General features: G+C 75.4%; 21 protein-coding genes and 1 pseudogene. 10 read left to right on the top strand and 12 right to left on the bottom strand.

What is annotated here, in order from left to right; all coding sequences use genetic code 11:
- Positions 1–124: 124 nt before the first annotated feature.
- The 4 genes and pseudogenes from CMN_RS09465 to CMN_RS09450 all read left to right on the top strand — a co-directional run bounded on the left by CMN_RS09465 (position 125) and on the right by CMN_RS09450 (position 5,265).
- Entirely contained in the window at positions 125–1,840 is a 1,716-nt protein-coding gene (locus CMN_RS09465) for an AMP-binding protein (RefSeq protein ID WP_015490591.1), read from the top strand.
- Positions 1,841–1,965: 125 nt separating this feature from the next.
- Positions 1,966–2,634: an FMN-binding negative transcriptional regulator gene (locus CMN_RS09460; protein WP_015490590.1), complete on the top strand. Its 669-nt coding sequence runs from the start codon at positions 1,966–1,968 to the stop codon at positions 2,632–2,634.
- Positions 2,631–4,195, top strand: a pseudogene (locus CMN_RS09455) (amidohydrolase). Before CMN_RS09460 ends, CMN_RS09455 begins: the two are co-directional and overlap by 4 nt.
- Positions 4,196–4,236: 41 nt before the next feature.
- Positions 4,237–5,265 (top strand): NADPH:quinone reductase, encoded by a 1,029-nt coding sequence (locus tag CMN_RS09450; RefSeq protein ID WP_015490589.1) that lies wholly within the window; start codon positions 4,237–4,239, stop codon positions 5,263–5,265.
- 90 nt (positions 5,266–5,355) lie between these two features.
- Here CMN_RS09450 and CMN_RS09445 read toward each other — a convergent pair whose 3' ends face one another.
- From CMN_RS09445 to CMN_RS09425, 5 genes are all read right to left on the bottom strand, one after another.
- Positions 5,356–5,652 (bottom strand): hypothetical protein, encoded by a 297-nt coding sequence (locus CMN_RS09445; RefSeq protein ID WP_015490588.1) that lies wholly within the window; start codon positions 5,650–5,652, stop codon positions 5,356–5,358.
- 155 nt (positions 5,653–5,807) lie between these two features.
- Positions 5,808–6,500: an NAD(P)H-hydrate epimerase gene (locus CMN_RS09440; protein WP_015490587.1), complete on the bottom strand. Its 693-nt coding sequence runs from the start codon at positions 6,498–6,500 to the stop codon at positions 5,808–5,810.
- Positions 6,497–7,312 (bottom strand): SGNH/GDSL hydrolase family protein, encoded by an 816-nt coding sequence (locus CMN_RS09435; RefSeq protein WP_015490586.1) that lies wholly within the window; start codon positions 7,310–7,312, stop codon positions 6,497–6,499. The genes CMN_RS09440 and CMN_RS09435 overlap by 4 nt, the downstream gene beginning before the upstream one ends.
- A 115-nt stretch (positions 7,313–7,427) precedes the next feature.
- Positions 7,428–8,456: an LLM class flavin-dependent oxidoreductase gene (locus CMN_RS09430; protein ID WP_015490585.1), complete on the bottom strand. Its 1,029-nt coding sequence runs from the start codon at positions 8,454–8,456 to the stop codon at positions 7,428–7,430.
- A gap of 97 nt (positions 8,457–8,553) precedes the next feature.
- A complete protein-coding gene (locus CMN_RS09425) occupies positions 8,554–9,993 on the bottom strand; it encodes an MDR family MFS transporter (protein WP_015490584.1) in 1,440 nt (479 codons plus the stop codon).
- 103 nt (positions 9,994–10,096) lie between these two features.
- Between CMN_RS09425 and CMN_RS09420 the strand changes: the two genes are divergently transcribed.
- Positions 10,097–11,908: a gamma-glutamyltransferase family protein gene (locus tag CMN_RS09420; RefSeq protein ID WP_015490583.1), complete on the top strand. Its 1,812-nt coding sequence runs from the start codon at positions 10,097–10,099 to the stop codon at positions 11,906–11,908.
- Positions 11,905–12,438 carry an iron-sulfur cluster scaffold-like protein gene (locus CMN_RS09415; protein ID WP_015490582.1) on the top strand — a complete coding sequence of 178 codons (534 nt, stop codon included), beginning with the start codon at positions 11,905–11,907 and terminating at the stop codon, positions 12,436–12,438. The genes CMN_RS09420 and CMN_RS09415 overlap by 4 nt, the downstream gene beginning before the upstream one ends.
- Positions 12,439–12,456: 18 nt before the next feature.
- Here the strand turns inward: CMN_RS09415 and CMN_RS09410 are convergent, their stop codons facing one another.
- Positions 12,457–13,095 (bottom strand): nucleotidyltransferase family protein, encoded by a 639-nt coding sequence (locus tag CMN_RS09410; RefSeq protein ID WP_015490581.1) that lies wholly within the window; start codon positions 13,093–13,095, stop codon positions 12,457–12,459.
- A 73-nt stretch (positions 13,096–13,168) separates the two neighbouring features.
- Between CMN_RS09410 and CMN_RS09405 the strand changes: the two genes are divergently transcribed.
- Both CMN_RS09405 and CMN_RS09400 read left to right on the top strand, forming a co-directional pair.
- Positions 13,169–13,537, top strand: coding sequence for a hypothetical protein (locus CMN_RS09405; protein ID WP_015490580.1), 369 nt, complete (start codon positions 13,169–13,171; stop codon positions 13,535–13,537).
- Positions 13,534–14,385 carry a phosphatase PAP2 family protein gene (locus tag CMN_RS09400; RefSeq protein ID WP_015490579.1) on the top strand — a complete coding sequence of 284 codons (852 nt, stop codon included), beginning with the start codon at positions 13,534–13,536 and terminating at the stop codon, positions 14,383–14,385. The genes CMN_RS09405 and CMN_RS09400 overlap by 4 nt, the downstream gene beginning before the upstream one ends.
- 10 nt (positions 14,386–14,395) lie before the next feature.
- Here the strand turns inward: CMN_RS09400 and CMN_RS09395 are convergent, their stop codons facing one another.
- The 4 genes from CMN_RS09395 to CMN_RS09380 form a co-directional block, all read right to left on the bottom strand.
- Positions 14,396–15,850 carry an amidohydrolase family protein gene (locus CMN_RS09395; protein WP_015490578.1) on the bottom strand — a complete coding sequence of 485 codons (1,455 nt, stop codon included), beginning with the start codon at positions 15,848–15,850 and terminating at the stop codon, positions 14,396–14,398.
- Between the two features lie 183 nt (positions 15,851–16,033).
- A complete protein-coding gene (locus tag CMN_RS09390) occupies positions 16,034–16,627 on the bottom strand; it encodes a hypothetical protein (RefSeq protein ID WP_015490577.1) in 594 nt (197 codons plus the stop codon).
- Positions 16,628–16,640: 13 nt separating this feature from the next.
- Positions 16,641–17,252 carry a hypothetical protein gene (locus tag CMN_RS09385; RefSeq protein WP_015490576.1) on the bottom strand — a complete coding sequence of 204 codons (612 nt, stop codon included), beginning with the start codon at positions 17,250–17,252 and terminating at the stop codon, positions 16,641–16,643.
- Entirely contained in the window at positions 17,249–17,764 is a 516-nt protein-coding gene (locus CMN_RS09380) for a hypothetical protein (RefSeq protein ID WP_131666486.1), read from the bottom strand. The genes CMN_RS09385 and CMN_RS09380 overlap by 4 nt, the downstream gene beginning before the upstream one ends.
- Before the next feature lie 226 nt (positions 17,765–17,990).
- Here CMN_RS09380 and CMN_RS09375 point away from each other — a divergent pair, with 226 nt between their 5' ends.
- Positions 17,991–19,097 (top strand): XdhC family protein, encoded by a 1,107-nt coding sequence (locus CMN_RS09375; RefSeq protein ID WP_015490574.1) that lies wholly within the window; start codon positions 17,991–17,993, stop codon positions 19,095–19,097.
- A complete protein-coding gene (locus CMN_RS09370; RefSeq protein WP_015490573.1) occupies positions 19,094–20,389 on the top strand; it encodes an APC family permease in 1,296 nt (431 codons plus the stop codon). The genes CMN_RS09375 and CMN_RS09370 overlap by 4 nt, the downstream gene beginning before the upstream one ends.
- A gap of 27 nt (positions 20,390–20,416) precedes the next feature.
- Here CMN_RS09370 and CMN_RS09365 read toward each other — a convergent pair whose 3' ends face one another.
- The gene (locus CMN_RS09365) at positions 20,417–23,281 is read right to left on the bottom strand and encodes a molybdopterin-dependent oxidoreductase (protein ID WP_015490572.1); all 2,865 of its coding nucleotides are present in this window, start codon (positions 23,279–23,281) and stop codon (positions 20,417–20,419) included.
- Positions 23,278–24,189, bottom strand: coding sequence for an FAD binding domain-containing protein (locus tag CMN_RS09360; protein WP_015490571.1), 912 nt, complete (start codon positions 24,187–24,189; stop codon positions 23,278–23,280). The genes CMN_RS09365 and CMN_RS09360 overlap by 4 nt, the downstream gene beginning before the upstream one ends.
- Positions 24,190–24,283: the final 94 nt, after the last annotated feature.

The following is a 24,283-nucleotide window of genomic DNA, read 5'->3' as shown; positions in this document are numbered from 1 at the left end:
GCGGTCGTCCTTCCCTCAGTGATGAGTTCGTGCACTACATATTTGCTTCGGAGCCGTGCGCGATGCGGTGCGGTCCGGGGATCACCGGCCGCTTGCACGCGGGCGCGGGCGGCAGGATGGACCCATGACCCGAGCCAACTCCTCCTACCGCGCCGCCCGTGACCTCCTTCAGGAGATGCGCACCGACCGGACATCCGCGGTCGCGCGCTTCGAGTGGCCCGACGTCGGCGACTCCTTCAACTGGGCGGTCGACTGGTTCGACGACATGGCCCGGGGCAACGACGGCATCGCGCTGCGGGTCGTGGCGGGCGACGGATCCGAGCGCCGCCTCACCTTCGACGAGATGGCGACGCGCTCCGACCGCGTCGCGACGTGGCTCGTCGCCCGCGGCGTCCGGAAGGGCGACCACGTGATGCTCATGCTCGGCAACCGGGTGGAGCTGTGGGAGACGATGCTCGCGATCATGAAGGCGGGTGCCGTGATCCTGCCGACCTCGACCGTGCTCGGGTCGGCCGACCTCACGGACCGCGTCGTGCGCGCGGGCGTGCGCCACGTCATCGCCGACCTCGCGCACACGGCCGTCTTCGACGACGTGCCGGGGGAGTACGCGCGCATCGCGATCGGAGTCGCGGGTGACGCGCCCGTGCCCGACGGCTGGGGCGACTACCGCGACGCCGACGACGCGCCCGCCGACCGGGTGGGCATCGCGGTCGCCTCCACGGATCCCGCGCTCGTCTACTTCACGTCCGGCACCACGAGCAAGCCGAAGATGGTCGTGCACATGCACGTCTCGTATCCGGTCGGCCACCTCACCACCGCGTACTGGCTCGGGCTGCAGCCGGGCGACGTGCACCTCGCCATCAGTTCGCCCGGATGGGGCAAGCACGCGTGGAGCTGCTTCTTCGCGCCGTGGATCGCGGAGGCCACCGTCTTCGTGCACGACTACGCGCGCTTCGACGCGCACGCGCTCGTGGAGCAGCTGGACCGGGCCGAGGTGACGACGTTCTGCGCGCCGCCGACCGTGTGGCGCATGCTCATCCAGGCGGGGATCCGCGAGCGGCCGGGGAGGCTGCGCGAGATCATGTCCGCCGGCGAGCCGCTCAACCCCGAGGTCATCGCGCGCATCGAGGAGTGGTGGGGCCTCACCATCCGCGACGGCTACGGCCAGACCGAGACCACCGCCATCGTCGCCAACGCGCCCGGCGATCCCGTCGTGCCGGGCTCGATGGGGCGGGCGCTGCCGGGCGTCGACCTCGTGCTCGTGGATCCCGTGACCGGAGAGCCCGCCGACGAGGGCGAGATCTGCCTCGACCTGACGACGCGGCCCGTGAACCTCATGGCCGGCTACCTCGGCGACGACGCCCGCACGGCCGAGTCGCTGCGGGACGGCTTCTTCCACACGGGCGACGTCGCGCGGCGCGACGCCGACGGGACCATCACCTTCATCGGCCGCACCGACGACATCTTCAAGTCCTCCGACTACAAGATCTCGCCGTTCGAGGTCGAGAGCGTGCTCATCGAGCACCCGGCGGTCGCGGAGGCCGCCGTCGTGGGCGCGCCGGACGACGTGCGGCTCAACGTCGCGAAGGCGTACGTGCACCTCGCCGCCGGGTGGGAGCCCGACGAGGCGACCGCGCTCGCCGTGCTGAAGCACGCGCGCGAGCGGTGCCCCGCGTTCATGCGCGTGCGCCGCGTGGAGTTCGGCGAGCTGCCGAAGACCGCGTCGGGGAAGATCCGCCGGGTCGAGCTGCGCCAGCGCGAGGTGGCCGCATCCGACGCCGGAGAGCGGCTCGAGGGCGAGTGGCGCGACGACCAGTTCCCGGGGCTGCGGGCGCGCTGACCGCGCGTCGGCGGCGCGGCTCCGGCGGGCCGACGTGCGGTGACGGGAGCGGCGCCCGGCGGCCGGTAGCATCCCGTCATGCGCCTCGCCTCCCCGCCCGCCCTCGAGCCGCGGCGGGCCGCCCGGTGAGGGAGAACCCGTCGTTCGCGCTCGAGGACGTCGCCGAGATCCGCCGCCTCGTGGACGGGAACCCGTGGGCCACGATCGTCAGCGACACGGAGGCCGGGCTCGTCGCCTCGCACTACCCGGTGCTGCTGGATCCCGACCGCGACGACCTCACGCTCCTCACCCACGTGGGCCGCCCCGACGAGCGGATCCACGAGCTCGGCCAGCGCGACGGCGCCGACGGCGAGGTGCTCGTCATCGTCCAGGGCCCGCACGGCTACGTGTCGCCCGGCTGGTACGACGCCGACCCCGCCGTGCCCACCTGGAACCACGTCAGCGCGCACCTGACCTGCCGCGTCGAGATCCTCTCGCCCGAGGAGAACCTGCGGGTGCTCGGGCAGCTGGTGGACCGCTTCGAGGACCGCATGCCGGAGCCCCGCCGCATGGAGGGGACGCTCGAGGACGCGGCGTACGCCGCCCGCATCAGCGCCGGCACCGTCGGCCTCCGGCTCGTCGCCACGCGGTTCGTCGCGAAGGCCAAGCTCAGCCAGAACAAGCCGCCGCACGTCGTCGAGCGCGTGCTCCACGAGCTCGAGCATGGGGCGGAGTACCCGAACCCGGCGCTCGCCGCGGAGATGCGGCGGGCGCAGGCGCGGGCTGGGGGCGGCTCCGTCGGGGCCGACGCGTGAGCGCGCTTCTCCTCGCGGGCGGACGCCTGCCCGGATCCGACGCGCCCGTGGACGTGCTCGTGCGCGACGGCGTCGTCGCGTCCGTCGGACCGGCCGGATCCGCGGACGCCGCGGGCGTCGAGACGCGCGCGCTCGACGGCCGGTTCGTCATCCCCGGCCTATGGGACAACCACGTGCACTTCACGCAGTGGACCAAGGTGTCCCGCCGCCTCGACCTGTCCCGGGTGTCGTCCGCGGCGGAGGCCGTCGCGCTCGTGCGAGACGCGCTCGCGGCCCGCGCGGCCTCCGCCGGATCCGGCCCTGTCACGCGCGCCGGCACCCCGGAGGCGCTGGTCGGCTACGGCTTCCGCGACGGGCTGTGGCCCGACCTCCCGACGAAGGACCTCCTCGACGCCGTCGCGGGCGACACGCCCGTGCTCCTCGTCAGCGGCGACCTGCACTGCTGCTGGGCGAGCTCGGCCGCGCTCGCGCCCCACGGCTACGGGGACCACCCGACCGGGCTCCTGCGCGAGGACGACTGCTTCGACTTCATGTACCGCGTGGAGGAGGGCGATGCGTCGTCGCTCGATGCGCAGGCCGTGCAGGTCGCCCGCGAGGCCGCCCGCCGCGGCGTGGTCGGCGTCGTCGACCTCGAGATCGATTGGAACGCCGGCCGTTGGCGCCGCCTCGCCGCCCTCGGGCACGACGCGCTCCGCGTGGAGGCCGGCATCTGGCCGCAGGACCTCGACCGGGCGCGCGACGCGGGCCTGCGCTCGGGCGACGTGCTCGCCGGCACGGGCGGGCTCGTGCGCGTGGGGCCCGCGAAGGTCGTCACCGATGGATCCCTCAACACCCGCACCGCCTACTGCTTCGACCCGTACCCCGACCTCGACGGCCAGGGCGGCGACGTGCACGGCGGCGCGTGCGGCCAGCTCTCCGTCCCGCCGGAGGAGCTGCGGGAGCTCATGGAGCGCGCCGCGCGGCAGGGGCTGCGGCCCGCGATCCACGCGATCGGCGACCACGCGAACCGGCTCGCGCTCGATGCGTTCGCGCACCTCGACCGCGTGCTCGGCGGCGCGCATCGCGACGCGGACGGGACCGCGGGATCCATCGAGCATGCCCAGCTGCTGACGCACGAGGACGTGGCCCGGTTCGCCGCCCTCGGCGTGGTCGCGAGCGTCCAGCCCGAGCACGCCATGGACGACCGCGACATCGCCGACGTCTACTGGGCCGGGCGCACGGCCCGCGCCTTCGCGCTCGCCGACCTCCGCGCCGCGGGGACGCGCCTCGCGCTCGGCCCGACGCGCCCGTCGCGCCCCTGGATCCGTGGGCCACCATGAGCGCCGCCGTCGGCCGCGCGCGCGACGGCCGGGAGCCCTGGCACCCCGAGCAGGCCATCGACCGGGCCGCCGCGCTCGACGCCTCCGTCCGCACGCGCGTGGCGCCGGGGGAGCGGGCCGACCTCGCGGTCGTGGACCGGGATCCGCTCGCGGGCTCCACCTCCGCCGACGACCTCCGCGCGATGCGGGTCGCCGCGACCCTCCTCGGCGGTCGCCTCACGCACGACACGCTCGGCGGCTGACCCGCAGGAACACCGCGCGGCCGCCGGGCGTTGGGCCCTGCATGAGAGCGATCACCTACACCCGCACGGGTGCCCCCGACGTCCTGCAGCCCGTCGACCGCGACGAAGCCGCCCCCGGCCCCGGCGAGGTGCGCGTCCGCGTCGTCGTCTCGGGCGTGAACCCCACCGACTGGAAGTCCCGCGACGGCGGATCGCCCGGCCAGGAGCTGCCGTTCCCCGAGGTCGTCCCGAACCAGGACGGCGCGGGCGTCGTCGACGCCGTCGGCCCGGACGTCATCGACCTCGCCGTCGGCGACCGGGTCTGGATCATGCTGGCCGCCCACGGCCGCCCCACCGGCACCGCGCAGGAGAAGACCGTCCTCCCCGTCGACCGCGTCGCGCCCCTGCCCGACGGCCTCTCCTTCGACCTCGGCGCGAGCCTCGGCGTGCCCGCCGTCACCGCGCACCGCGCGCTCACCGTCTCCGAGGACGGCCCGTCGCGGCTCGCGCCCGGCGCCCTCGCCGGGAAGCACGTGCTCGTCGCGGGCGGGGCTGGCGCGGTCGGCCACGCGGCCATCCAGCTCGCGCGATGGGCCGGCGCGACCGTGATCACCACGGTCAGCTCGCCCGAGAAGGCCGCCCTCGCGACCGCCGCCGGCGCGCAGCACGTCGTCGACTACAAGGCCGGCGACGCCGCCGCGGAGATCTCGGGGCTCGCGCCGGACGGCGTCGACCTGATCGTCGAGGTCGCCCCCGCGCAGAACGCGGAGCTCAACCAGGCGGTCGCGAAGAACCGCGCCTCGGTCGCCGTTTACGCGAACAACGGCGGCGACACCGTGACCCTGCCCGTGGTCGACAGCTTCGTGAAGAACCTGCGCTACCAGTTCCTGCTGCTGTACACGGTGGGCCAGGAGGCGCTCGACGCGGCCCGCGCGGACATCCACCTCGCGCTCATCGACGGCGCGCTGCCCGTCGGCGAGGAGGCGGGCCTGCCCGTCACGCGCTTCCCGCTGGAGCGCACGGCCGACGCCCACCAGGCGGTCGAGGACGGCATGACCGGCAAGGTGCTCATCGACGTGACACCGGCCTAGGCCCCGGCCCCGGACGACGGATGGCCGCACCGCCCTCGGGCGATGCGGCCATCCGTCTTCTCGCGGCAGGTCGGCTGCGGTGGTCGCGGGCTACTCGGTGCCCGCCACCCGGCGCCGCGAGCGCGACGCCCGGGTCAGCAGCCGCTGCATCACGAGCGGCGCGAGGGCACTCGCGTTGAGGCACGTGGAGATCAGGAACGTGATCGCGAGCGCGTTGGTCGGGACGTCCCACGCGTCGCCGAGGAGGTGCAGCGCGAGCACCCCGAGCGAGACGACGAGCAGCAGCCACGACGATCCGCGGAGCCACCGCGGGGTGCGCGCCCCCGCGAGTGCGACGACCGCCATGACGGCGGCGTTGGCGATGGCGAGGGCGAGCGGGCCGGTCATGCCGGCCCTCCGCCCGTGATGCGGCGCTCCCTGGCGTGATCGTGCATGGTGTCGTCCCCCTTCGACGGGCCGGATGGCCTGCCTCGACTCTCCCGCAGCGGGAGCGTCGGGTGAAGTCGGCGATATCGGGGACAACGGCCCGCCCGGGCGCGTCGTCAGGGCGCGGCGCGCGCCCGCGGCATCGTCCCGGAGAGGTCGAGCCCCACGTCGACCAGCTCCACGCGGCCCGCGAGCGCGCGGCCGGGTCCCCGCATGAGGCCGGGCTTGCCCGCGCCGAACGTGACGGTGACGTCCGCAGGCAGCACGGTCGGATCCGGCACCTGGCCGTCGTCGCAGCCCACTCCGCTCGGGATGTCGCACGCGACGACGACCGGGCCGCCCGCGTCGCGGACGATGCCGAGGAGCGCGGCCACCACGCGGCGCGCCTCGCCGCGGAGGGCGGGGCTCGCGGTGGTGCCGATGCCGAGGATCCCGTCGACGACGAGCGCGGACGCCCGGCCCAGCGCCGCCACGCCCGCGTCGTCGAGCTCCTCGGATGGCGTGATCGGCACGCCGGCAGCGGCCACCCGCGCGGCGCCGACCTCGTGGATGCGCGACGCCGTGCGGATCACCCGCACCTCGCGGCCGTCCCGCGCGAGCTCGGCCGCCGCGAGCAGGGCGTCGCCGCCGTTGTTCCCCGCGCCGACCAGCACGAGCACGGCCCCGTCGGGCGCCTCGGCACGGCAGACGCGCGCGAGGCCCGCGGCCGCGACGCGCATGAGCTGCGCCCCGGCCGCGAGCAGCGGGGCCTCGGCGGCGCGGATGTCCGCGGCCGCGTAGCCGTCCGCGATCGAGGCGATGTCGCTCACGACGGCGCGATCCGCTCCACCAGCAGCTCCGCCCACGCCCGGTAGACGCGGCCGTAAAGGGTGTCCTCGAGGTTCGGCGCCGTGAACTCGGGGATCCGCCAGGCCGGGAACGGCACGCTCTCGACGCGCTCGTGCCGCGCGACGACCCGGCGCGTGCTGCGGTTCAGAGCGTCGGCGTGGCGCCCCACGGCCCCCGCGATGAGCGACGGCGTGACGGGCGAGATCTCCAGCGGCGGAACCTCGGTGACGAGCACGAGCGCGCCCTCGGGCATGCGCTCCTGCACGCCCGTGATGCACGCGTCGAGCAGCGACTCCCACAGCGGCGTCGGGGTGTACCGGATGGCGTCGCCGATGCCGAGCGCGAGCACGGCCACGTCGGTGCTCGCCCAGGCCGGGAACGCGTCGAGCCCCGCGCGCCAGGAGCGCACGGTGAAGTCGGGGAAGGACTGCACCGACCAGAAGACGCCGCGGCCGGTGCGCACGGCGAGCTTGTGCGCGACCTGCCCGGCGACGCCGAGGTCGTGCGACACGGTCTGGTAGCCGACCGCGGTGCCCTCGCCCACGACGGCCAGGCCATAGGGATCCGGGCCCGGCAGCGAGCCCGTAGGGGAGTCGCGCGGGAACGTGGCGCGGCGCATCTTGCGGTAGAGCACGCGGTACTGGAGCAGGCCGATGGTGGCCGAGCGCAGGGAGGCGAGCGGCCCGGCGGACAGCGCCCGGGAGCCCCGCACGGGGTCGGGCGACGGCTCGTGGAGCGGGTCCACGGCCTCGTCGCGACCCGGTTCGGCGTCGGGGTTCGTTGCGCCGGTCATCGCAGCACGTCCCATCCGTCGCGACGCCCCCGGGATGGGGACGATCGCAGGATATCCCGCCCGCGGGCACTCCCTCCACCGCGGAGGGGATGCCGTCGGCGAGGGGCCGGGCGGATCAGGCCAGGATGTCGCGCACCATGGGCGCGACGATCGTGCCGTAGCGCTCGATCCCGCCCATCATGCGCTCGTGCGAGAACGGGCCGGCGCTGTACTTGAGGTCGAAGCGCGTGGCGCCCACGGCCTCGAGCGTCGCGGCGATCTTGCGGGCGACGGTCTCCGGGGATCCGACGTACAGCGAGCCGTGCTCGATCTCCTGCTCGTAGGAGGCGCGGGCGAGCGGCGGCCATCCGCGGTCCTTGCCGATGCGGGCGTGCATCACCTGGTAGTCGGGGAAGAACGCCTCGCGCGCCTCGGCGTCGGTCTCGCCGACGTAGCCGGGCGAGTGGATCCCGACGGGCAGGCGCGGCTGCTCGAGCTGGTCGAGGGCGCGCGCGAACAGGTCGGCGTACGGCGCGAAGCGGTGGGGCTCGCCGCCGATGATGGCGAGCATGAGGGGGAAGCCGTGGCGCGCGGCGCGCACGACCGACTCGGGGCTGCCGCCGACGCCGACCCAGGTCGTGATCCCCGCGGCCGTCTTCGGGAAGACGTCGTGCTCGGTGAGGCCAGCGCGCGTGGAGCCGCTCCAGGTGACGGGCGTCTCCTTCACGAGCTCGGCGAAGAGGCCGAGCTTCTCCTCGAAGAGGCGCTCGTAGTCGCTCAGCTCGTAGCCGAAGAGGGGGAACGACTCGGTGAACGAGCCGCGGCCGAGGATGACCTCGGCGCGGCCGTCCGAGACGGCGTCGAGCGTGGCGAAGCGCTGGAAGACGCGCACCGGGTCGTCGGAGCTGAGGACCGTGACGGCGGATCCGAGGCGGATGCGCGACGTCTTCGCGGCGATGGCGGCGAGCGCGACCTCGGGGGAGGAGATCGCGTAGTCGTCGCGGTGGTGCTCGCCGAGGCCGATGAAGTCGATGCCGACCTGGTCGGCCAGCACGCCCTCGGCGACGACGTTGCGGATCACGTCGGCGTAGGGCAGCTCGCGGCCGTCCGGTCCGACCGTGACGTCGCCGAACGTGTCCAGTCCGAGCTCGATCTCCTGCGCCATGCTGCCCTGCTTCCTTGATTCATGCGAACGTATGCATCTGGGTCAACTGTAGGGGCGGGGTCGGCATTCCCGCGAATCGGGCGGGCGGCGCCGCGGGTCAGCCGGCCGCGGGCTCGGCGCGCGCGATCTCGGTGTCCTCGACGCGCGACTCCGGCATCAGCAGACCCGCGACCACCGTCGCGAGCGCGCACACGCCGACCGCGAGGAACACGGCGCCGGATGCGGCGATCACGGCGTCCGGATCCTTCTGGCCGCCCGCGGACGCGGCGAAGATCGCGTTGGCGATCGCCCCGAAGACCGCGACGCCCACGGCGCTGCCGATCGACCGGGCGAAGAGGTTCGCGCCCGTGACCACGCCGCGCTCGCCCCAGCCGACGCTCGACTGCGCGCCGATGAGGCTGGGGGTCGCGACGAGCCCGAGCCCCAGGCCCACGACGAAGCATCCGGCGGCGATCCCGGCGAGCGTGGGGGCGCCGGCGAGCAGCGCGATGGATCCGGTGCCGACGATCGTGAGCGCCATGCCGATGAGCACGGTGCGGCGGAACCCGATGCGGAGGTAGAGGCGACCCGAGAGCGACGCCGAGATGGGCCAGCCGATCGTGAGCGCCGCGAGCGCCAGGCCGGAGACGAGCGGCGTGACGCGCAGCGACCCCTCGAGGTAGGTGGGCACGTACGAGGTGAGGCCGATGAGGATCGCGCCGACGCCGAGCGACACGAGCGTGGTCGTGAGCAGGAGGCGGCGGGAGAACACCCAGAGCGGGAGCACGGGCTCGGCGGCTCGGCGCTCGACCAGCAGGAACGCGACGATCAGCACGGCGCCGACCGCGAACGCGCCGATGCTCGGCACGGAGTCCCACGCCCAGGCCTGCCCGCCCTCGAGCACCGCGAGGATGAGGAGGCTGAGGCCCACCGTGAGGAGCGCGGCGCCCGCGTAGTCGACGCGGTGCTTCGTGCGCTCGATGGACTCGTGGAAGCGGCGGACGATCATCCAGCCGGCGAGGAGGCACAGCGGCACGTTGACGAAGAAGATCCACCGCCACGACGCGAACTCGGAGAAGACGCCGCCGAGGGTCGGGCCGACCACGCTGGACACCGCCCACACGCTCGCGAGGTAGCCCTGGGTCTTCGCGCGTTCGGCGACCGTGTAGATGTCGCCCGCGATCGTGATCGCCATGGGCTGCACGGCCCCGGCGCCGAGGCCCTGGATCGCGCGGGCAGCGATGAGCGCCGGCATGCTCCAGGCGAACCCGCACAGCACCGATCCGACGAGGAACAGGCCGATGCCGATGAGGATGATCGGCTTCCGCCCCACGGTGTCGCTGAGCTTCGCGTACAGCGGCACCGACACCGCCTGCGCCAGCAGGTAGATGGAGAACAGCCACGGGAACGAGGCGAAGCCGCCGAGGTCGTCCACGATGGACGGCACCGCGGTGGCGAGGATGGTCGAGTCGATGGCCACGAGGCCCGTCGTCAGCATCAGGGCGATGAGGATGGGTCCGCGCTCGGATCGGAATCCGACGCCAGTGGTGTCAGTCATGGGCCTCCCGGGTCGAACGGTGAACGGGCGCAGGGCCGGCGGCATTCCCGCACCGAGCGGAACGGGTGTGGTCGACTGGGGCATCCCACCGGAAGGACCCCTCGTGACGTTCCGCGCGCCCGACGCATTCACCACCCGACCCACGCTCCGCGGCACGTTCGGCATGAGCGCCTCCACGCACTGGCTCGCGTCCGGCACCGGCCAGGCCGTGCTCGAGCGCGGCGGCAACGCGTTCGACGCCGCGGTCGCCAGCGCGTTCGTGCTGCACGTCGTCGAGCCGCACCTCAACGGCCCCGGCGGCGACATGACGGCCGTCGTGCACGTCGCGGGCGAGGACGCGCCGAAGCTGCTCATGGGGCAGGGATCCGCGCCCGCCGCCGCGACGCCCGAGCGCTTCCGCGCCGAGGGCCTCGACCGCGTGCCCGGCGCCGGCGCGCTCGCCGCGGCCGTGCCCGCCGCCGTCGACGCGTGGCTGCTCCTGCTGAAGGACCACGGCACATGGGAGCTCGCCGACGTGTGGGCGTTCGCGATCGGGTACGCGCGCGACGGGCACCCCGTGCTCGAGAGCGTGCGTCGCACCATCGCGGGCGTCGGCGACCTCTTCCGCGAGCACTGGTCCGCGTCGGCGGCGTTCTGGATGCCGGACGGCGAGGCGCCCGTCGCGGGGTCGCTCGTGCGCAACCCGGCGTGGGGGGCGGCGATGGAGCGGATCCTCGCCGAGGCGTGGACCGCCGCCGGCCCGGACGCGACGCGGGAGCAGCGGATCGAGGCCGCCCGCACCGTCTGGGCGGAGGGCTTCGTCGCGGAGGAGATGGTCGCGAGCGTGCAGGACCCGCACCGGCACTCGACCGGCGCCGACCACGCGGGGCTCCTCACCGCCGAGGACCTCGCCGCCTCCCGCGCGTCCTGGGAGGACGCGGTGTCGATCGAGTTCCGCGGCCTCCGGATCTGGAAGACCGACGCCTGGGGCCAGGGCCCGGCGCTGCTGCAGGCGCTCGCGATCCTCGACGGGTTCACGGACGAGGAGATCGACCCGGCGACCGCTGCCGGGATCCATCGCATCATCGAGGCGCAGAAGCTCGCGCTGGCCGACCGCGAGGCGTACTACGGCGACGCGGTGCCGGGCGGCGCGCCCCTCGACGTGCTGCTGTCTCCCGGGTACGCGGCCGAGCGGTGCGCGCTCATCGCCGACGAGGCGTCGCACGAGCTGCGGCCCGGGCACGTCGACGGCGTCGAGCCCTTCCTGCCCCCTCTCGTGGTCGAGGGCGACGCGCCCGCGTCCGCCGGCGGCACGGGCGAGCCCACCGTCTCCCGCAGCGGCGAGACCCGCGGCGACACCTGCCACCTCGACATCGTCGACCGCTTCGGCAACATGATCTCCGCCACGCCCTCCGGCGGCTGGCTCCAGTCGTCGCCGTTCATCCCGTCGCTCGGTTTCTGCCTCGGCACGCGCCTGCAGATGACGTGGCTCGAGCCCGGCGGCCCGTCGTCGCTCGTGCCCGGCCGTCGCCCGCGGACGACGCTGACGCCCACGCTGATCACGCGCGACGGCGAGCCTGTCGAGGCGCTTGGCTCGCCCGGCGGCGACCAGCAGGACCAGTGGCAGCTGCCCTACCTGCTGCGCACGATCGTCGGCGGCTTCAGCCCGCAGCAGGCGGTCGACGCGCCGACGTTCCACACGACGAGCGTCCCCGGATCGTTCTGGCCGCGCACCTGGACGCCCGGCGGGCTCGTGGTCGAGGGCCGCGTGGGCGACGACGTCATCGCGGATCTCCGTGCCCGCGGCCACGAGGTGGAGGTGGTCGGCGACTGGACGCTGGGGCGGCTCTCGGCCGTGACGCGGGATCCCGCCACGGGCCTGCTCGGCGCCGCGGCCAACCCGCGCGGGGCGCAGGGGTACGCGGTCGGGCGATGACGCTCGACCGGCAGATCGCATCGGCGCTGATCGCGGACCACGCCCGGCGGCGCGTCGGCAGCGACGCGGCGGTGCGGGCGGCGTCGGCGCCCGGGCGGTTCGTGGCGGAGCCGGGCGCCGCGACGCCGTCGGCCGGCGTCGTGCTCGGTGCCTCCGAGCAGCGCAACGCGACGTGCGGCGACGTGGTCGACCTCCGGATGCTCGCGGTGGATCCGGCGCGCCCGCCCGTCGACCCGGGCGCGGCGGTGGATCCCGCCGATCGCATCGCCGTCCGCTGGCACGGCCGCGGCTGCACGGTCTCGCAGGCGTCCGCGTCGATGCTCGCCGAGCTCGTCGAGGGGCGGACGGCCGCGGAGGCGTCGGCGCTCGTCGTCGAGCTGCGCGCCCTGATTCGCTCCCACGAGCTGCGGCCCGGCGCGGAGGACCGGCTCGGCGACGCGTTCGCCCTCGCCGACTCCGGCCGCTACCCGCTCCGCGGCACGTGCGCGCTGCTCGCCTGGCACGCGCTGGAGGAGGCGCTGGGGCGCTGAGGCTCGTCCGGCGGCGGATCAGGCGTCGCCGCGTCGAGGTCGCCGGTCGACGTCCTCGCCCGTGCTCAGGTCGGCGGTCTCGACGAGGAGCGCCCCGTGCGCGGCCAGGTAGGCGCGGGCGCCCGCGTCCCCGCGCACCTCGGCGGCGAGCGGCTGCCAGTGGTCGCGGCCGAGCAGGGCGGGGTGGCCGGGGCGGCGCCGGAAGACGGCCTGCCGGAGGGTCGACGAATCCACCGGTGCCGCGTCGAGCGTGCGGCGCACCGTGGCGGCGTCGAGGTCGGGCACGTCCACCGGCACGACGGCGAGGGCGACGGGCGGCGGGTCCAGCGCCGCGGCCGCGCGGAGCGCCGCGCGCAGGGAGGTGGACATGCCATCGGCCCAGTCGTCGGCGCGCACGACGAGCGCGCCGTCGGCCTCGGGAAGCGTCCCGAGCAGCGCCGCCGCCTCGTCGGCGGACGCGCCGAGCACGACGAGCACGGGGGAGCAGCCGCCGTCGGCGAGCGCGCGGATCGCGGTCGCGAGCCAGGGCGTGCCCTCGGGATGCGTCGCGAGCGCCTTGGGGCCGCCGAAGCGGGTGCCGGCGCCGGCGGCGAGGACGACGCCCGCGATCCGCCGGGCGGACCGCCTGTCGTCGTCCGCGTCCCGTGATCCCGCCATCCGCCCATGCTAGGAGCGCGCCCGCCGCGCCCTCGCCCTCGCTCCGCTCGGCCGCGCGGCCTACGCTCGATCCATGGATCCCGACACCGCCTCCGCGCTCGCCCTCACCCTGTCGCTCGGCGTGCCCGTGCTCGCGATCCTCGTCGCCGTCGTCCTCGCCGTCGCCAAGGCCCGCGGCGCCGGGTGGGGCTGGTACGTCGTCGGCTGCACGGTCGTCGCCCTCGTGCTCGCGCTGGGCCTCGCGATCCTCGCCACCTGGTCGGCGCAGACGGGACCCGGCTCCCTCGACGAGGGCGTCAGCACGTTCGGGATCGTCCTGATGGGCATCCTCGGCGGCGTCGCCACCTTCGTCGTGGGCCTCGTCGCGGGCGTCGTCGGCCTCATCACGGCCGCCGTGCGCCAGCGCGACCGCGTCCCGTCGTCCGCCCTCGTCCACGGGTGACCCGGCCCGTCTCCGGATCCGCGCGGCGTGACGCGGGTCCCGCATCCGCCGCGCCCGCCGGCGCCGGCGTCGCCTCCACCGGCGACCGCCTACCGCCGCGCCGCCCGCGCACCCGCCCGCCGGGTCGCGTCGCCCGCGCGGCGACCGGCGTCGCGACCCGCGTCGGTCCCTCGGGTGCCTTCGCCGCGTTCCTGGTCCTCGGCCTCCTCGTCATCACCGCCGCGTCGAGCCTGTTCGCGGGCCTCTACGTCGCCGTGATCGACGACGACAGCGTCGAGCTCCTCGACGAGCCCGCGCTGCACCTCGCGATGGGTGTCCGCTCGCCGTGGCTCGAGACCGCCGTCACCGTCTTCACCGAGGCGGCGGGCGTCTACGCCGTGCCGATCGTGGGCGTCGCGGTGATCGTCGTCCTCGCGATCCGTCGGCGCCAGTGGGTGCCGGTCGTGCTCGGGCTCACCGCGGGCGCCGGATCCCTGCTCATGACCGAGGTCGGCAAGGAGCTCGTCGGCCGCGACCGCCCGCCGCGCGCCGACGCCGTGCCGCCCTACGAGACGTCGCCGTCGTTCCCGTCCGGCCACACGCTGAACGCGAGCGTGGTCGCCGGGATCGTCGCCTACCTGCTCGTGCTCCGGCAGATGCGGCGGGCCACGCGCGTGCTCACCTACGTGATCGCAATCGCGTTCGCCGCGTCCGTGAGCCTCAGCCGCGTCTACCTCGGCCATCACTGGCTGACCGACGTGATCGCCGGATGGCTGCTCGCCCTCGCGTGGCTCGCCCTCGTCGTGGTGGCGCACCGCGTGCGGCTGCGGCTGCTGGAGGCGCGCGAGCGGGACGCGGACGGCACGTGACCGGGCGGCCTCAGCCCGCCGACACCCGCCGCCCCTGCACGTGCACGGCCGCGATGGCCGGCTCGCGCAGCCCCATCAGCAGGGTGAACAGGATCTGGTCGGTGGCGCGCGCCTCGTCGTCCGCGCGGATCCCGTGCTCGAGCGTCAAGGCGAGCGGCTCCCAGAGGTCCGGCCTGATCGTCAGGAAGTCGGCGTCCTTGCCGACGTCGAGGTTGCCGTAGCGGTCCTCCATGTCGAGCGCGCGGGCGCCGGCGAGCGTGCCCGTGAACAGCAGCTCGGCGGCGTCGATCTCCACGCCCGCGTAGCCCGGCTCCGACAGGTGCACCTTGAACGCGTCGTTGAGCACGCGGGAGACGAGCCACTCGTCGCCGGCGCCCACGTCGGATCCGATCGCCACGTTCACGCCCGACGCCACCGTGCGCCGCCATGGCATGGTGCCCGACCCGAGGAACTGCTGCGACGTCGGGCAGTGCGCGATGCTGCTGCCGGTCTCGGCGAGGCGGGTGAGCTCGGAGTCCTGGCAGTGCACCGCGTGCGCGAACACGCTGCGGCGGCCGAGGAGGCTGGATCCTCCCCGCTCCGACCCCGGCAGGAAGAGCCCGTCGTACGTGTCGAGGTAGGTGTCGGTGCCGAAGACCTGCCGCACGGCGGCGATCTCGCCCGTTCCCGGCCGGTCGTTCTCGTTGAGGTGCGAGTGGAAGTGGACGCCCTCGCCGCGCGCCACGTCGTACAGCTCGCCGAGGCCGCGGAGCGTCGTCGGCGTCACCGAGAGGCTGAAGCGCGGCACGATCGCGACCTGGAGCGTGGCCGTCGTCGCGTCGCCGGTGTCGACGGCGTGCCAGCGGTCGATCTCCGCGCACGACAGCGCGATCGCGTCCTCCTCCGAGGTGAGCAGCGGTGCCGCGGGGCCGGAGCCGACCGTCTGGATCCCGCGGCCGCTCACCAGCCGCAGGCCCGCGTCGCGGGAGGCCTCGAACAGGGCGTCCTGGGCGTGCGGGAACGCGGATCCGAACACGAGCGCGCTCGTCGTGCCCGCCATGATCCGGCGGCGCGTGAAGTCGGCCGCGATCATGCGCGCGAAGCCCTCGTCCTCGAGCCGTGCCTCGGACGGGAACACGCAGGTGTCGAGCCACTCGAGGAGCTGGCCGCCGCCGTGCGCGCTCGTCGTGTACGTCTGCGGGAAGTGCACGTGCGCGTCGACGAAGCCGGGGATCAGGAAGTCGGACGCGTCGCCGTGCACGGGGGCGTCGGCGAAGGACGCGGGGAGGTCGCGGAAGGGGCCGACCCAGGCGATGCGGCCGGCGTCGTCGACCGCGAGCGCGCCGTCGGGGACGGAGACGAGGTGGCGTCGGGCGTCCTCGACGCGCGGCGATCCCGTGATGTGGAGGACGTGGCCGCGGTGGACGGCGCGGCGGCCGAGGGGTGCGGGAGGCGCGGGGGTGCTGGTGGTCCGGTGGTCGCTCATGCGGATCCGTTCGCTCGGCTGGTGCGCGGCGGTGCTGGAGGGCGGGATCCCGCGGGGGCATGGGGCAGGCGCGTCGGGCGGGATCGGGCGCCCGGTCGATGTTCGGCCGTGGGGCGGGTCGCGCGCTCCGACACGCCGCAGCGGTCGGCGGCGCTCAGGAAGCGGTGACCCTTCTCGGGGCGGTCAGGTCGGCGGGCGTCGTCCGGGCTCCGCGTCCTCGTCCGCGTCGAGCAGCGGCTGGAGGAGGGCGTCGATCCGTTCGAGCCGGCGGCGGCGGACCACGGCCATGCCCGCGACCAGGGCGGCGATCACGGCCGGGAGCGTCCACGCGAGGGGCGGGCCGCCGGCCATGCCGAGCGCGACGGTGCCGACGAGGAGCACGGCCGCGACGAGCACCGCCCACGGTCCGCCGAGCTGGTCGTGCACCTCCCGGCGGCGGAGCAGGAGGAACCGCCAGGCGTCCGCGTCGTCCGCCGCGTCCGCGGGCAGGCGGCCGTCGTCGACGGCCTCGGACACGTCGATCCACCGCAGCAGAGGAGGGCCCCCGCGCCGCCGTCGCCGGAGGACGACCGTCAGGACGATGCCCCCGAGCGCGCCCACGGTGAGCGTGGCGAGGACCCGGTCGACGCTCACCTCGTGCCCGAACGCGGCGCGCGAGTAGGTCATGATCCCCGCGGAGGCGACGGCGACGCCCAGCGCGGGCACGACGGGGTGCCGGTCGGCGAATCGGCGGGCGCGCCACACGCGGCCGCGCGGCGAGGGCGTGGGGCCGGTCACGGTCGGCGGCGGATCAGGCGTCCGCCGCCGGGCTTGTCGGAGCCTCTCGGGTCGCGTCGAGGGTCGACGCCCCGTCCGCGGCTGCGGGCGCACCGGCGCCGTCGCGTGCCCGCAGCTGGCCGAGCAGGTCGTCGATGCGGGGGATCGTGCGGCGCGCCTGCAGCACGCTGACGACGCCGAGGACGAGGAAGACGCCCAGGACGATCCAGCCAGCCGGCGACTCGGGAGCGAAGACGATGGTCGCGACGCCCATCGCCATCAGCACCACGACGAGCACGGGCATGAGCCACAGCGACCGGCGGAACTGCCGGCGCCGCCATTCGAGGGCGGGGATCCACGTGGCCGGGTCGGCGTCGAGCGGAAGCCGCCGGGTCTTCAGGGACGTGGTCACCTCGGCCATCGTGTCGGCGCCGCCGCTGCGACGGCGCTGGCGGGCGACGATGAGCGTCATCACGCCGCTGAACAGCAGCGACCCGACGACGGTCGCGATCGCGCGGCCGACCGACAGGCCGTCCTCCAGCATCACGGCCTCGAGCAGGAGGCGGATGACGACGACGAGGACGAAGAGGACGACGAAGACGATCCCGAGGGGAGCGCGCTGGAACCGGTCGGACAGGGCCTTCATGCGGTGGGGCCGTACGCGCGGCGGGTCGTCGGGGTCATGCTCGCTCCTCGGATGGGTCGGGCGCCCGGTCGTCGCGCGCGGTGCACATTATCCAGCAGCCGGGGGAATCCGGTCGTCGGGGGCGGGCGGTGCCCAGGCGGCCCGGCGCTGCCCATCGGCGCGGGTGCGATCCTGCAGGGGGATGAGCAGCGCGTCCACGGCGTCGCGCCGGCGGCCGCGGGAGCGATGAGCACGGCGGCCCAGGAGACGAGGACCGCGAGGAACACGATCCCGGCCAGGGCGCGGTCCGCGCTCGCGACATCGAGGAAGGCCAGGAGCACGACGGCGACCAGCGCGATCGGCACACCCCACGCCTCCTGTCGGATCTCCGCTCGCCGCCGCTCCAGCGCCGCGAGCCATGCGGCGGGATCCGCACCCCGGGGGAGCTCCCCGTCCTCGGCAGCCTCGGACACCTCGACCCAGCGGGGCGCGCCCGCCCACCGGCGGCTCCGGATGCGGCGTGACGCGATCATCAACGCGCCGAACGCGAGCGCGATGCCGCCGCGGAGGAGGAGCCTCCTCGGGCGCGGCGGATGCGCGCGCGTCGACGCGGGAGGATCCCCCGGCATCCGCGTCCCACCCTACGCAGGGGCCGTGCGAGGCTTGACGCGGGCGGTGCGATCCACATCGGTGCGGTCGCCGCCCGGTCTGCCCGCCTGTCCCGCGCCCGCTCGCCGGCGCGCCCCATCCGGAGGTGCCGTGCTCGAGATCGCCGCCGAGGTGCTCGACGCCCTCGCCGACGGCCGGCGCCTCGCCATCGCGTGCGTGACGGACGTGCTCGGCAGCGCGCCCCGCACCGCGGGCACGGCCATCGCGGTCGACGACGCGGGCCGCGTCATCGGCTCCATCTCCGGCGGCTGCGTCGAGGGCGCGGTCGTCGAGGTCGCCACGGGCGTGCTCGAGGACGGGGTGACCGCGCTCACGTCCTTCGGCGTCAGCGACGACGACGCGTTCGAGGTCGGGCTCACGTGCGGCGGGCGGATCGGCGTGGTGGTGGTCGAGGTCGCCCCCGCGGGCGACGCCCGGTCGCCGATCCCGGACGCCGTGCGCGCCGCCCTCGAGGACGCCCGCGAAGGACGCGCCGCATCGCTCGCGCTCGTGCTGGAGGGACCGGCCGTCGGCACGTGGATCACGAACGCACCAGATCCCGCGGTGGACGCCGCCGTGGGTCCCGACCCCGCCCGGCGGATCCGCGCCGAGCTCGCCGCCCCCCTCGCCGCCGGCCGCTCGGGCACCACGGAGGTCGACTGCGCCGACGGGCCCCTGCGCGTCCTCCATCTCGTCGCCGCCCCGCCGCCCCGGCTGATCGTCTTCGGCGCGGTCGACTTCTCCGCCGCGCTCGCCGACGCGGCCGCGCTGCTCGGCTACCGGGTGACGGTCTGCGACGCCCGGCCCGCCTTCGCGACCCGCGCGCGCTTCCCATCCGCGCACGAGGTGGTCGCCGAGTGGCCGGACGAGTACCTCGCCCGCACCGCGGTGGACGCCCGCACCGTGATCTGCGTGCTCACCCACGACGACCGGTTCGACGTGCCGCTGCTCGTCGCCGCGCTCCGGCTGCCCGTCGCGTTCGTCGGGGCGATGGGATCCCGCGCCACCGACGTGCGCCGCCGGGCGCTGCTCGTGGAGGAGGGCGTGACGGAGGCGGAGCTCGCGCGCCTGCGATCGCCCATCGGCCTCGACATCGGCGCGTCGACGCCCCAGGAGACGGCCGTCTCGATCCTCGCGGAGGTGCTCGCCGCGCGCGCGGGATCCGCGGGCGCTCCGCTGACCACGACCACCGGCCCCATCCACCGGGAGACCGCATGACCGCCGTCCCCGTCCCCGCGCCCGCCGCGCAGCCCGGCCTCGCCCGGCGCCTCGGCCTCCTCGACGCGACCGTGCTCGGCCTCGGCGCGATGATCGGCGCCGGGATCTTCGCGGTCATGCCCGCCGCGGCCCGCGCGGCAGGCTCCGGCCTCCTCGTGGGCCTCGCGATCGCGGCGGTCGTCGCCTTCTGCAACGCCACGGCGTCGGCGCAGCTCGCCGCCCGCTACCCGTCGTCCGGCGGCTCGTACCTCTACGGCCGGGAGCGGCTGGGGGAGTGGCCGGGCTTCCTCGCCGGCTGGTCGTTCGTCATCGGCAAGACCGCGAGCTGCGCCGCCATGGCCATGACCTTCGCCGCGTACGCCGTGCCCGTCGCGTGGCAGCGGCCGGTCGCGGCGCTCGCCGTCGTCGCGCTGGCGGTCGTCGGCTGCCTCGGCGTGACCCGGACGGCCCGGCTCGCCCGCGTGATCGTCATGGTCGTCCTCGCGGTCATCGCGCTCGTGCTGGTCGCCGGCCTCGTCGCGGGCGGGCCGGGCGCCGCCGCGGGTCCGGTCGGGGATGTCGTCGACACCACCCCCTACGGCGTCCTCCAGTCCGCCGGCCTCCTGTTCTTCGCCTTCGCGGGGTACGCGCGCATCGCGACCATGGGGGAGGAGGTACGGGATCCCGCGCGCACCATCCCGCGCGCGATCCTCCTCGCGCTCGGCGGCGCGCTCGTCGTCTACGCGCTCGTCGCCGTGACGCTCCTCGGGGTGCTCGGGGAGACGCGGCTCGGGGGATCCACCGCGCCGCTGGCCCACCTCGTGCGCGCCGCGGGCTGGGCCTGGGCGGTGCCCGTGGTCGGGATCGGCGCGGCCGCCGCGTGCCTCGGCGCGCTGCTCGCGCTCCTCGCGGGGATCGGGCGCACGTCGCTCGCGATGGCGCGCGCGGGCGACCTGCCGCGGGCGCTCGCCGTGGTGCACCCGCGGTACCGGGTGCCGCAGCGGGCCGAGATCGCGGTGGCCGCGGTCGTCGTGGCGCTCGTGCTCACGGTGGACATCCGCGGCGTCGTCGGCTTCTCGTCCTTCGGCGTGCTGCTGTACTACGTGGTCGCCAACGCCGCGGCCTTCACGCAGGAGCGCGCGGACCGGCGGTACCCGCGGTGGCTGCAGGTCCTCGGCGTCGTCGGCTGCCTGGTGCTCGTGGCGACGCTGCCCGGAGCGTCCATCGCGGTGGGCGTCGGCGTGCTGCTGGTCGGCGTGGTCGGGCGCGCGGTCGTGCTGGCCCGTCGTCGCCGCGCCGCCGCCATGCGCTGACCGCCGCGAGCAGCCGCGCCGCGCCCGCTACTCCCGCGTCCCGCGCTCCCCGAGCGTGGTCGGGCTGTCGAACCGCGGCTGCGGGCCGCCGCCGTGCAGGAGCCGCCACACGCGGTCGCGCGACATCGGCAGGTCGTGCGGCCGGGTCCCGATGGCGTCGCGCACGGCGTTCGCGAGCGCGGGCGCGACCGGGTTGTAGGGCGCCTCGCTCATCGACTTCGCGCCCAGCGGCCCGTTGGCGTCGTGCGTGTCGGCGAACAGCACCTCGGTCACCGGCAGGTCGGCGAGCTGGGGGATGTGGTAGTTCCGCAGCACGTCCGTGAGGATCCGGCCCTCCCCGTCGTGCACCACTTCCTCGTACATCGCCGTGCCGAGCGCCTGTCCCGTGCCGCCCTCGACCTGGCCGCGGAGCTGCGCGGGGTTGAGCACGGTGCCGGCGTCGACGGCCTGCACGGAGCGGAGGATGCGGATCTCGCCCGTCGCGGGATCCACCGCCACCCGGAACGCGTGCACGTTGAAGGCGAGGGAGCGCAGCGCTCCGTCCTCGTGCGCCGTCGCCGAGAGGCCGTCCGGCCCGACCAGCTCGGCGATCGGCACGCTGATCCCGTCGGGAGTCGTGAGCGCGTCCGGAGTCAGCGCGAACGCGTCCGCGGCGACCCCCGTCCGCGCGGCGGCCGCCTCCCGCAGCAGGTCGGCGAGCGCCGTCGCCGCGACGTGCACGGCCTTGCCCGCGACGACCGTCCCCGCGGATCCGAACGCGCCCGTGTCGTAGCGCGTGACGTCCGTGTCGGACTGGCGGATGCGGATCCGGTCGGGCCGCGTCCCGAGCGCGGTCGCGGCGAGCTGCGCGTGCACCGTGGTGGTGCCGTTCCCGAACTCGGCCGTGCCGACCGACACCGTCACGACGCCGTCAGCGGACATCGCGACGGTCACGTCGGCGAAGTGCCCGCGCGGCGGCATGGTGGCGATCATCGCGGCGGCCATGCCCTCGCCGACGAGCCAGCGGTCGCCGGCGGGCACCTGGTCCCCGCCGCCGTCGCGGAGCGCCTGCTCGGCGAGGTCGAGGCACTGGTCGAGGCCGTAGCTGCCGCCGAAGCCGAGGTCGGGGCCCTCCGCGTGCGTGATGATCAGCGGGTCGCCCGGCACCACCGCGTTCCGCCGCCGGATCTCGAAGCCCGAGATGCCGAGCTCCCGCGCCAGCTCGTCGAGCGCGGACTCGATCGCGAAGATCACCTGCCCGAGGCCGTAGCCGCGGAAGGCGCCCGACGGGAGGTTGTTCGTGTATACGCTCTGCGCGTCCACCCGCTTGGCGGGCGAGCGGTAGAGGGCGACCGACTCGTTGCAGCCGTGGAACATGACGCCGGGGCCGTGGTTGCCGTACGCGCCCGTGTCGCTGAGCACGTCGACCGCGAGCGCCGTGAGCACGCCGTCGGCGGTCGCGCCGACCGTGACGCCCACGCGCATCGGGTGCCGCGCGGGCGAGAGCGTGAACTCGTCCGACCGCGTGAACTCCAGCTGCACCGGGCGGCCGGTCGCGAGCACGGCGAGCGTGACGACGTCCTCGGTGAGGATCTCCTGCTTGCCCCCGAACCCGCCGCCCACGCGCGCCGTGAAGACGCGCACCTCCTCCGGCTCGAGCTCGAACAGCCGGCAGATCTCGCGCTGCACGAGGAACGGCACCTGCGAGCTGGTGCGGAGGACGAGGCGCCCCTCCTCCATCCAGCCGACGGTCGCGTGCGTCTCGAGGTGCGTGTGCGCGACCCGGTGCGTGGACCACGTGCCCGAGACGACCGCGTCGGCCCGGGCGAGGCCGGCCGCCACGTCGCCGTGCTCGCCGTGCATCTCCGCCACGATGTTGCGCTGCGGGTCGGCGAGGCGGGAGACGGCTGGATCCTTGTCGCCGTGCACCAGGGGAGCGCCCGGCCGCCGGGCCTCCTCGGGGTCGAAGACGGCGGGGACTACCTCGTAGTCGACCCGCACCAAGCGCACGGCGGCCTCCGCGATCCCGACGTCGTCGGCGATCACCGCGGCCACGCGCTGCCCGCGGAACCGCACCACGTCGTCGAACACGCGGCTGTCGTCGGGATCGTCGAAGCGGTCCTCGTGCCGGGCGGACGAGTAGAGCGTCGCGGGGGAGTCGTGGTGGGTGAGCACGGCGTGCACGCCCGGCAGTGCGAGCGCCTCCGTGGTGTCGATGGAGCGGATGCGCGCGTGCGGGTGCGGGCTGCGCACCAGGCTCGCGTGCAGGAGGCCGGGGATCGCCACGTCGAGCGTGTACGGCTCGAGGCCACTGACGACGCGCTCGCTCGCGGGCGCGTGCAGCGAGGTGCCGACGCGGCCGGTCTGGGCGCGTTCCGCGGCGCGGGTGCCGTCGTCCGCGGACGCGGATCCCGTCGCCCGCACCGGCCCCAGCCCCTCGGGTCGCGCCCCGCCGCAGCCGGCGCCGTGCGCGTGATCCGCGCCGCCGTGCTCGCCGCGGATCGCCTCGTCGATCGCCCGGTACCCCGTGCACCGGCAGAGGCTGCTCTTCATCAGGCGCGGCAGGTCGTCGAGGTCGTCGTCGGCGAGCGACGCCGCGGTGACGACCATGCCGGGCGTGCAGAACCCGCACTGGAACCCGGCCGCCTCCACGAAGCGCTCCTGCACCGGATGCAGGTCGCCCGGGGTCCCGAGGCCGGCCGCCGTCGTGATCTCGCGCCCGGCCGCCCGGAACGCCGGCAGGATGCACGAGTGCACGGCCTCGCCGTCGAGGAGCACGGAGCACGCGCCGCAGTCGCCCGAGTCGCAGCCCTTCTTCACGCTGAAGACCTCGTGCGCGCGCAGCCACGTGCGGAGGCTCTGCCCGGGGGCGGGCTCTCCGGGGATCTCGCGGCCGTCCACGGTCATGCTCACGGGCGTGCTCCTGCCGTCGTCGTGGTGGCGGCGCCGGGCGGGCTGCCGCGCTCGCCGGATGCCGGTCCATCGCCGGCACCCGCCGCGTCGCCCGCCAGCTCCGCGCGGATCTCCTCCGCGAGCAGCGCGCTCACGGCACGGCGCCAGTCGGCGGCCCCGTGCGCGTCCGTGAACCAGGATCCGATCGCCCGCACGTCGTCCGCGAGCGCGTCGGCCGGGGGGAGCGCGGGGTAGCGCAGCCGCTCGGGCCGGAGGGTCGCGCCGGTCACGGAGAGCGCGAAGGCATCGCCCTCGTCGAGCCGGCCGATCACCACGGACCCGGACCGGCCGATGGGCGACAGCGCGATCTTGCGGAACGCCGTCCGCGCGCGCAGCGACGACGTCGGCACGTGGATCGACCGCAGCACGTCGCCGGGTCGGAGCGCGGTCGTCCGGTCTCCGGTCACGAGCTCGGCCACGGGCATCCGCTCGTCGGAGGCGGGGGCGTCGTCGGCGGCCGCCCGCCAGATGAGCGCCTCCGCGTCGAGCGCGGACGCGAGCGCCGTCATCGGCCCCGCGGGCAGCGCCGAGCAGATGTTGCCGCCGACCGTCGCGACCCGCCAGATCTTCGTCGACCCGAACAGCGCCGTGCACGCCTGGAGGAAGAGGGGGTGCGCCGCCCAGCCGTCCCGCGGGGCGATCCCGGCGACCTCGGCGATCGTGCACGTCGCGGCGATCTCCAGCCCGTCGTCCGTGACCACGAGCGACTCCCAGCCGAGCGCCTGCAGGTCGACGAGCGCCGTGAGGTGCGGGTGCGGCTCCGCGAAGATGCCGGATCCGCCCGCGAGCGCCGCCACGGTCGGCCCGAGCGCGGCGAGGTCGTCGCGCGTCCGGGCGGGCACGACGGAGCGGACGGTCGGCTGGTCCATGGGCCTCCTCTGCGGGCGTCCCGGTAGACGGCCGCGGATCCGTCGGGGGAGCGCGGCCGGGCGGGGCGTGTGACAGCGATCCTCGCATCCACCG

This window comes from Clavibacter nebraskensis NCPPB 2581 (genome assembly GCF_000355695.1).
Taxonomy (GTDB): domain Bacteria; phylum Actinomycetota; class Actinomycetes; order Actinomycetales; family Microbacteriaceae; genus Clavibacter; species Clavibacter nebraskensis.
This window is presented reverse-complemented; position numbering and strand designations above follow the sequence as displayed.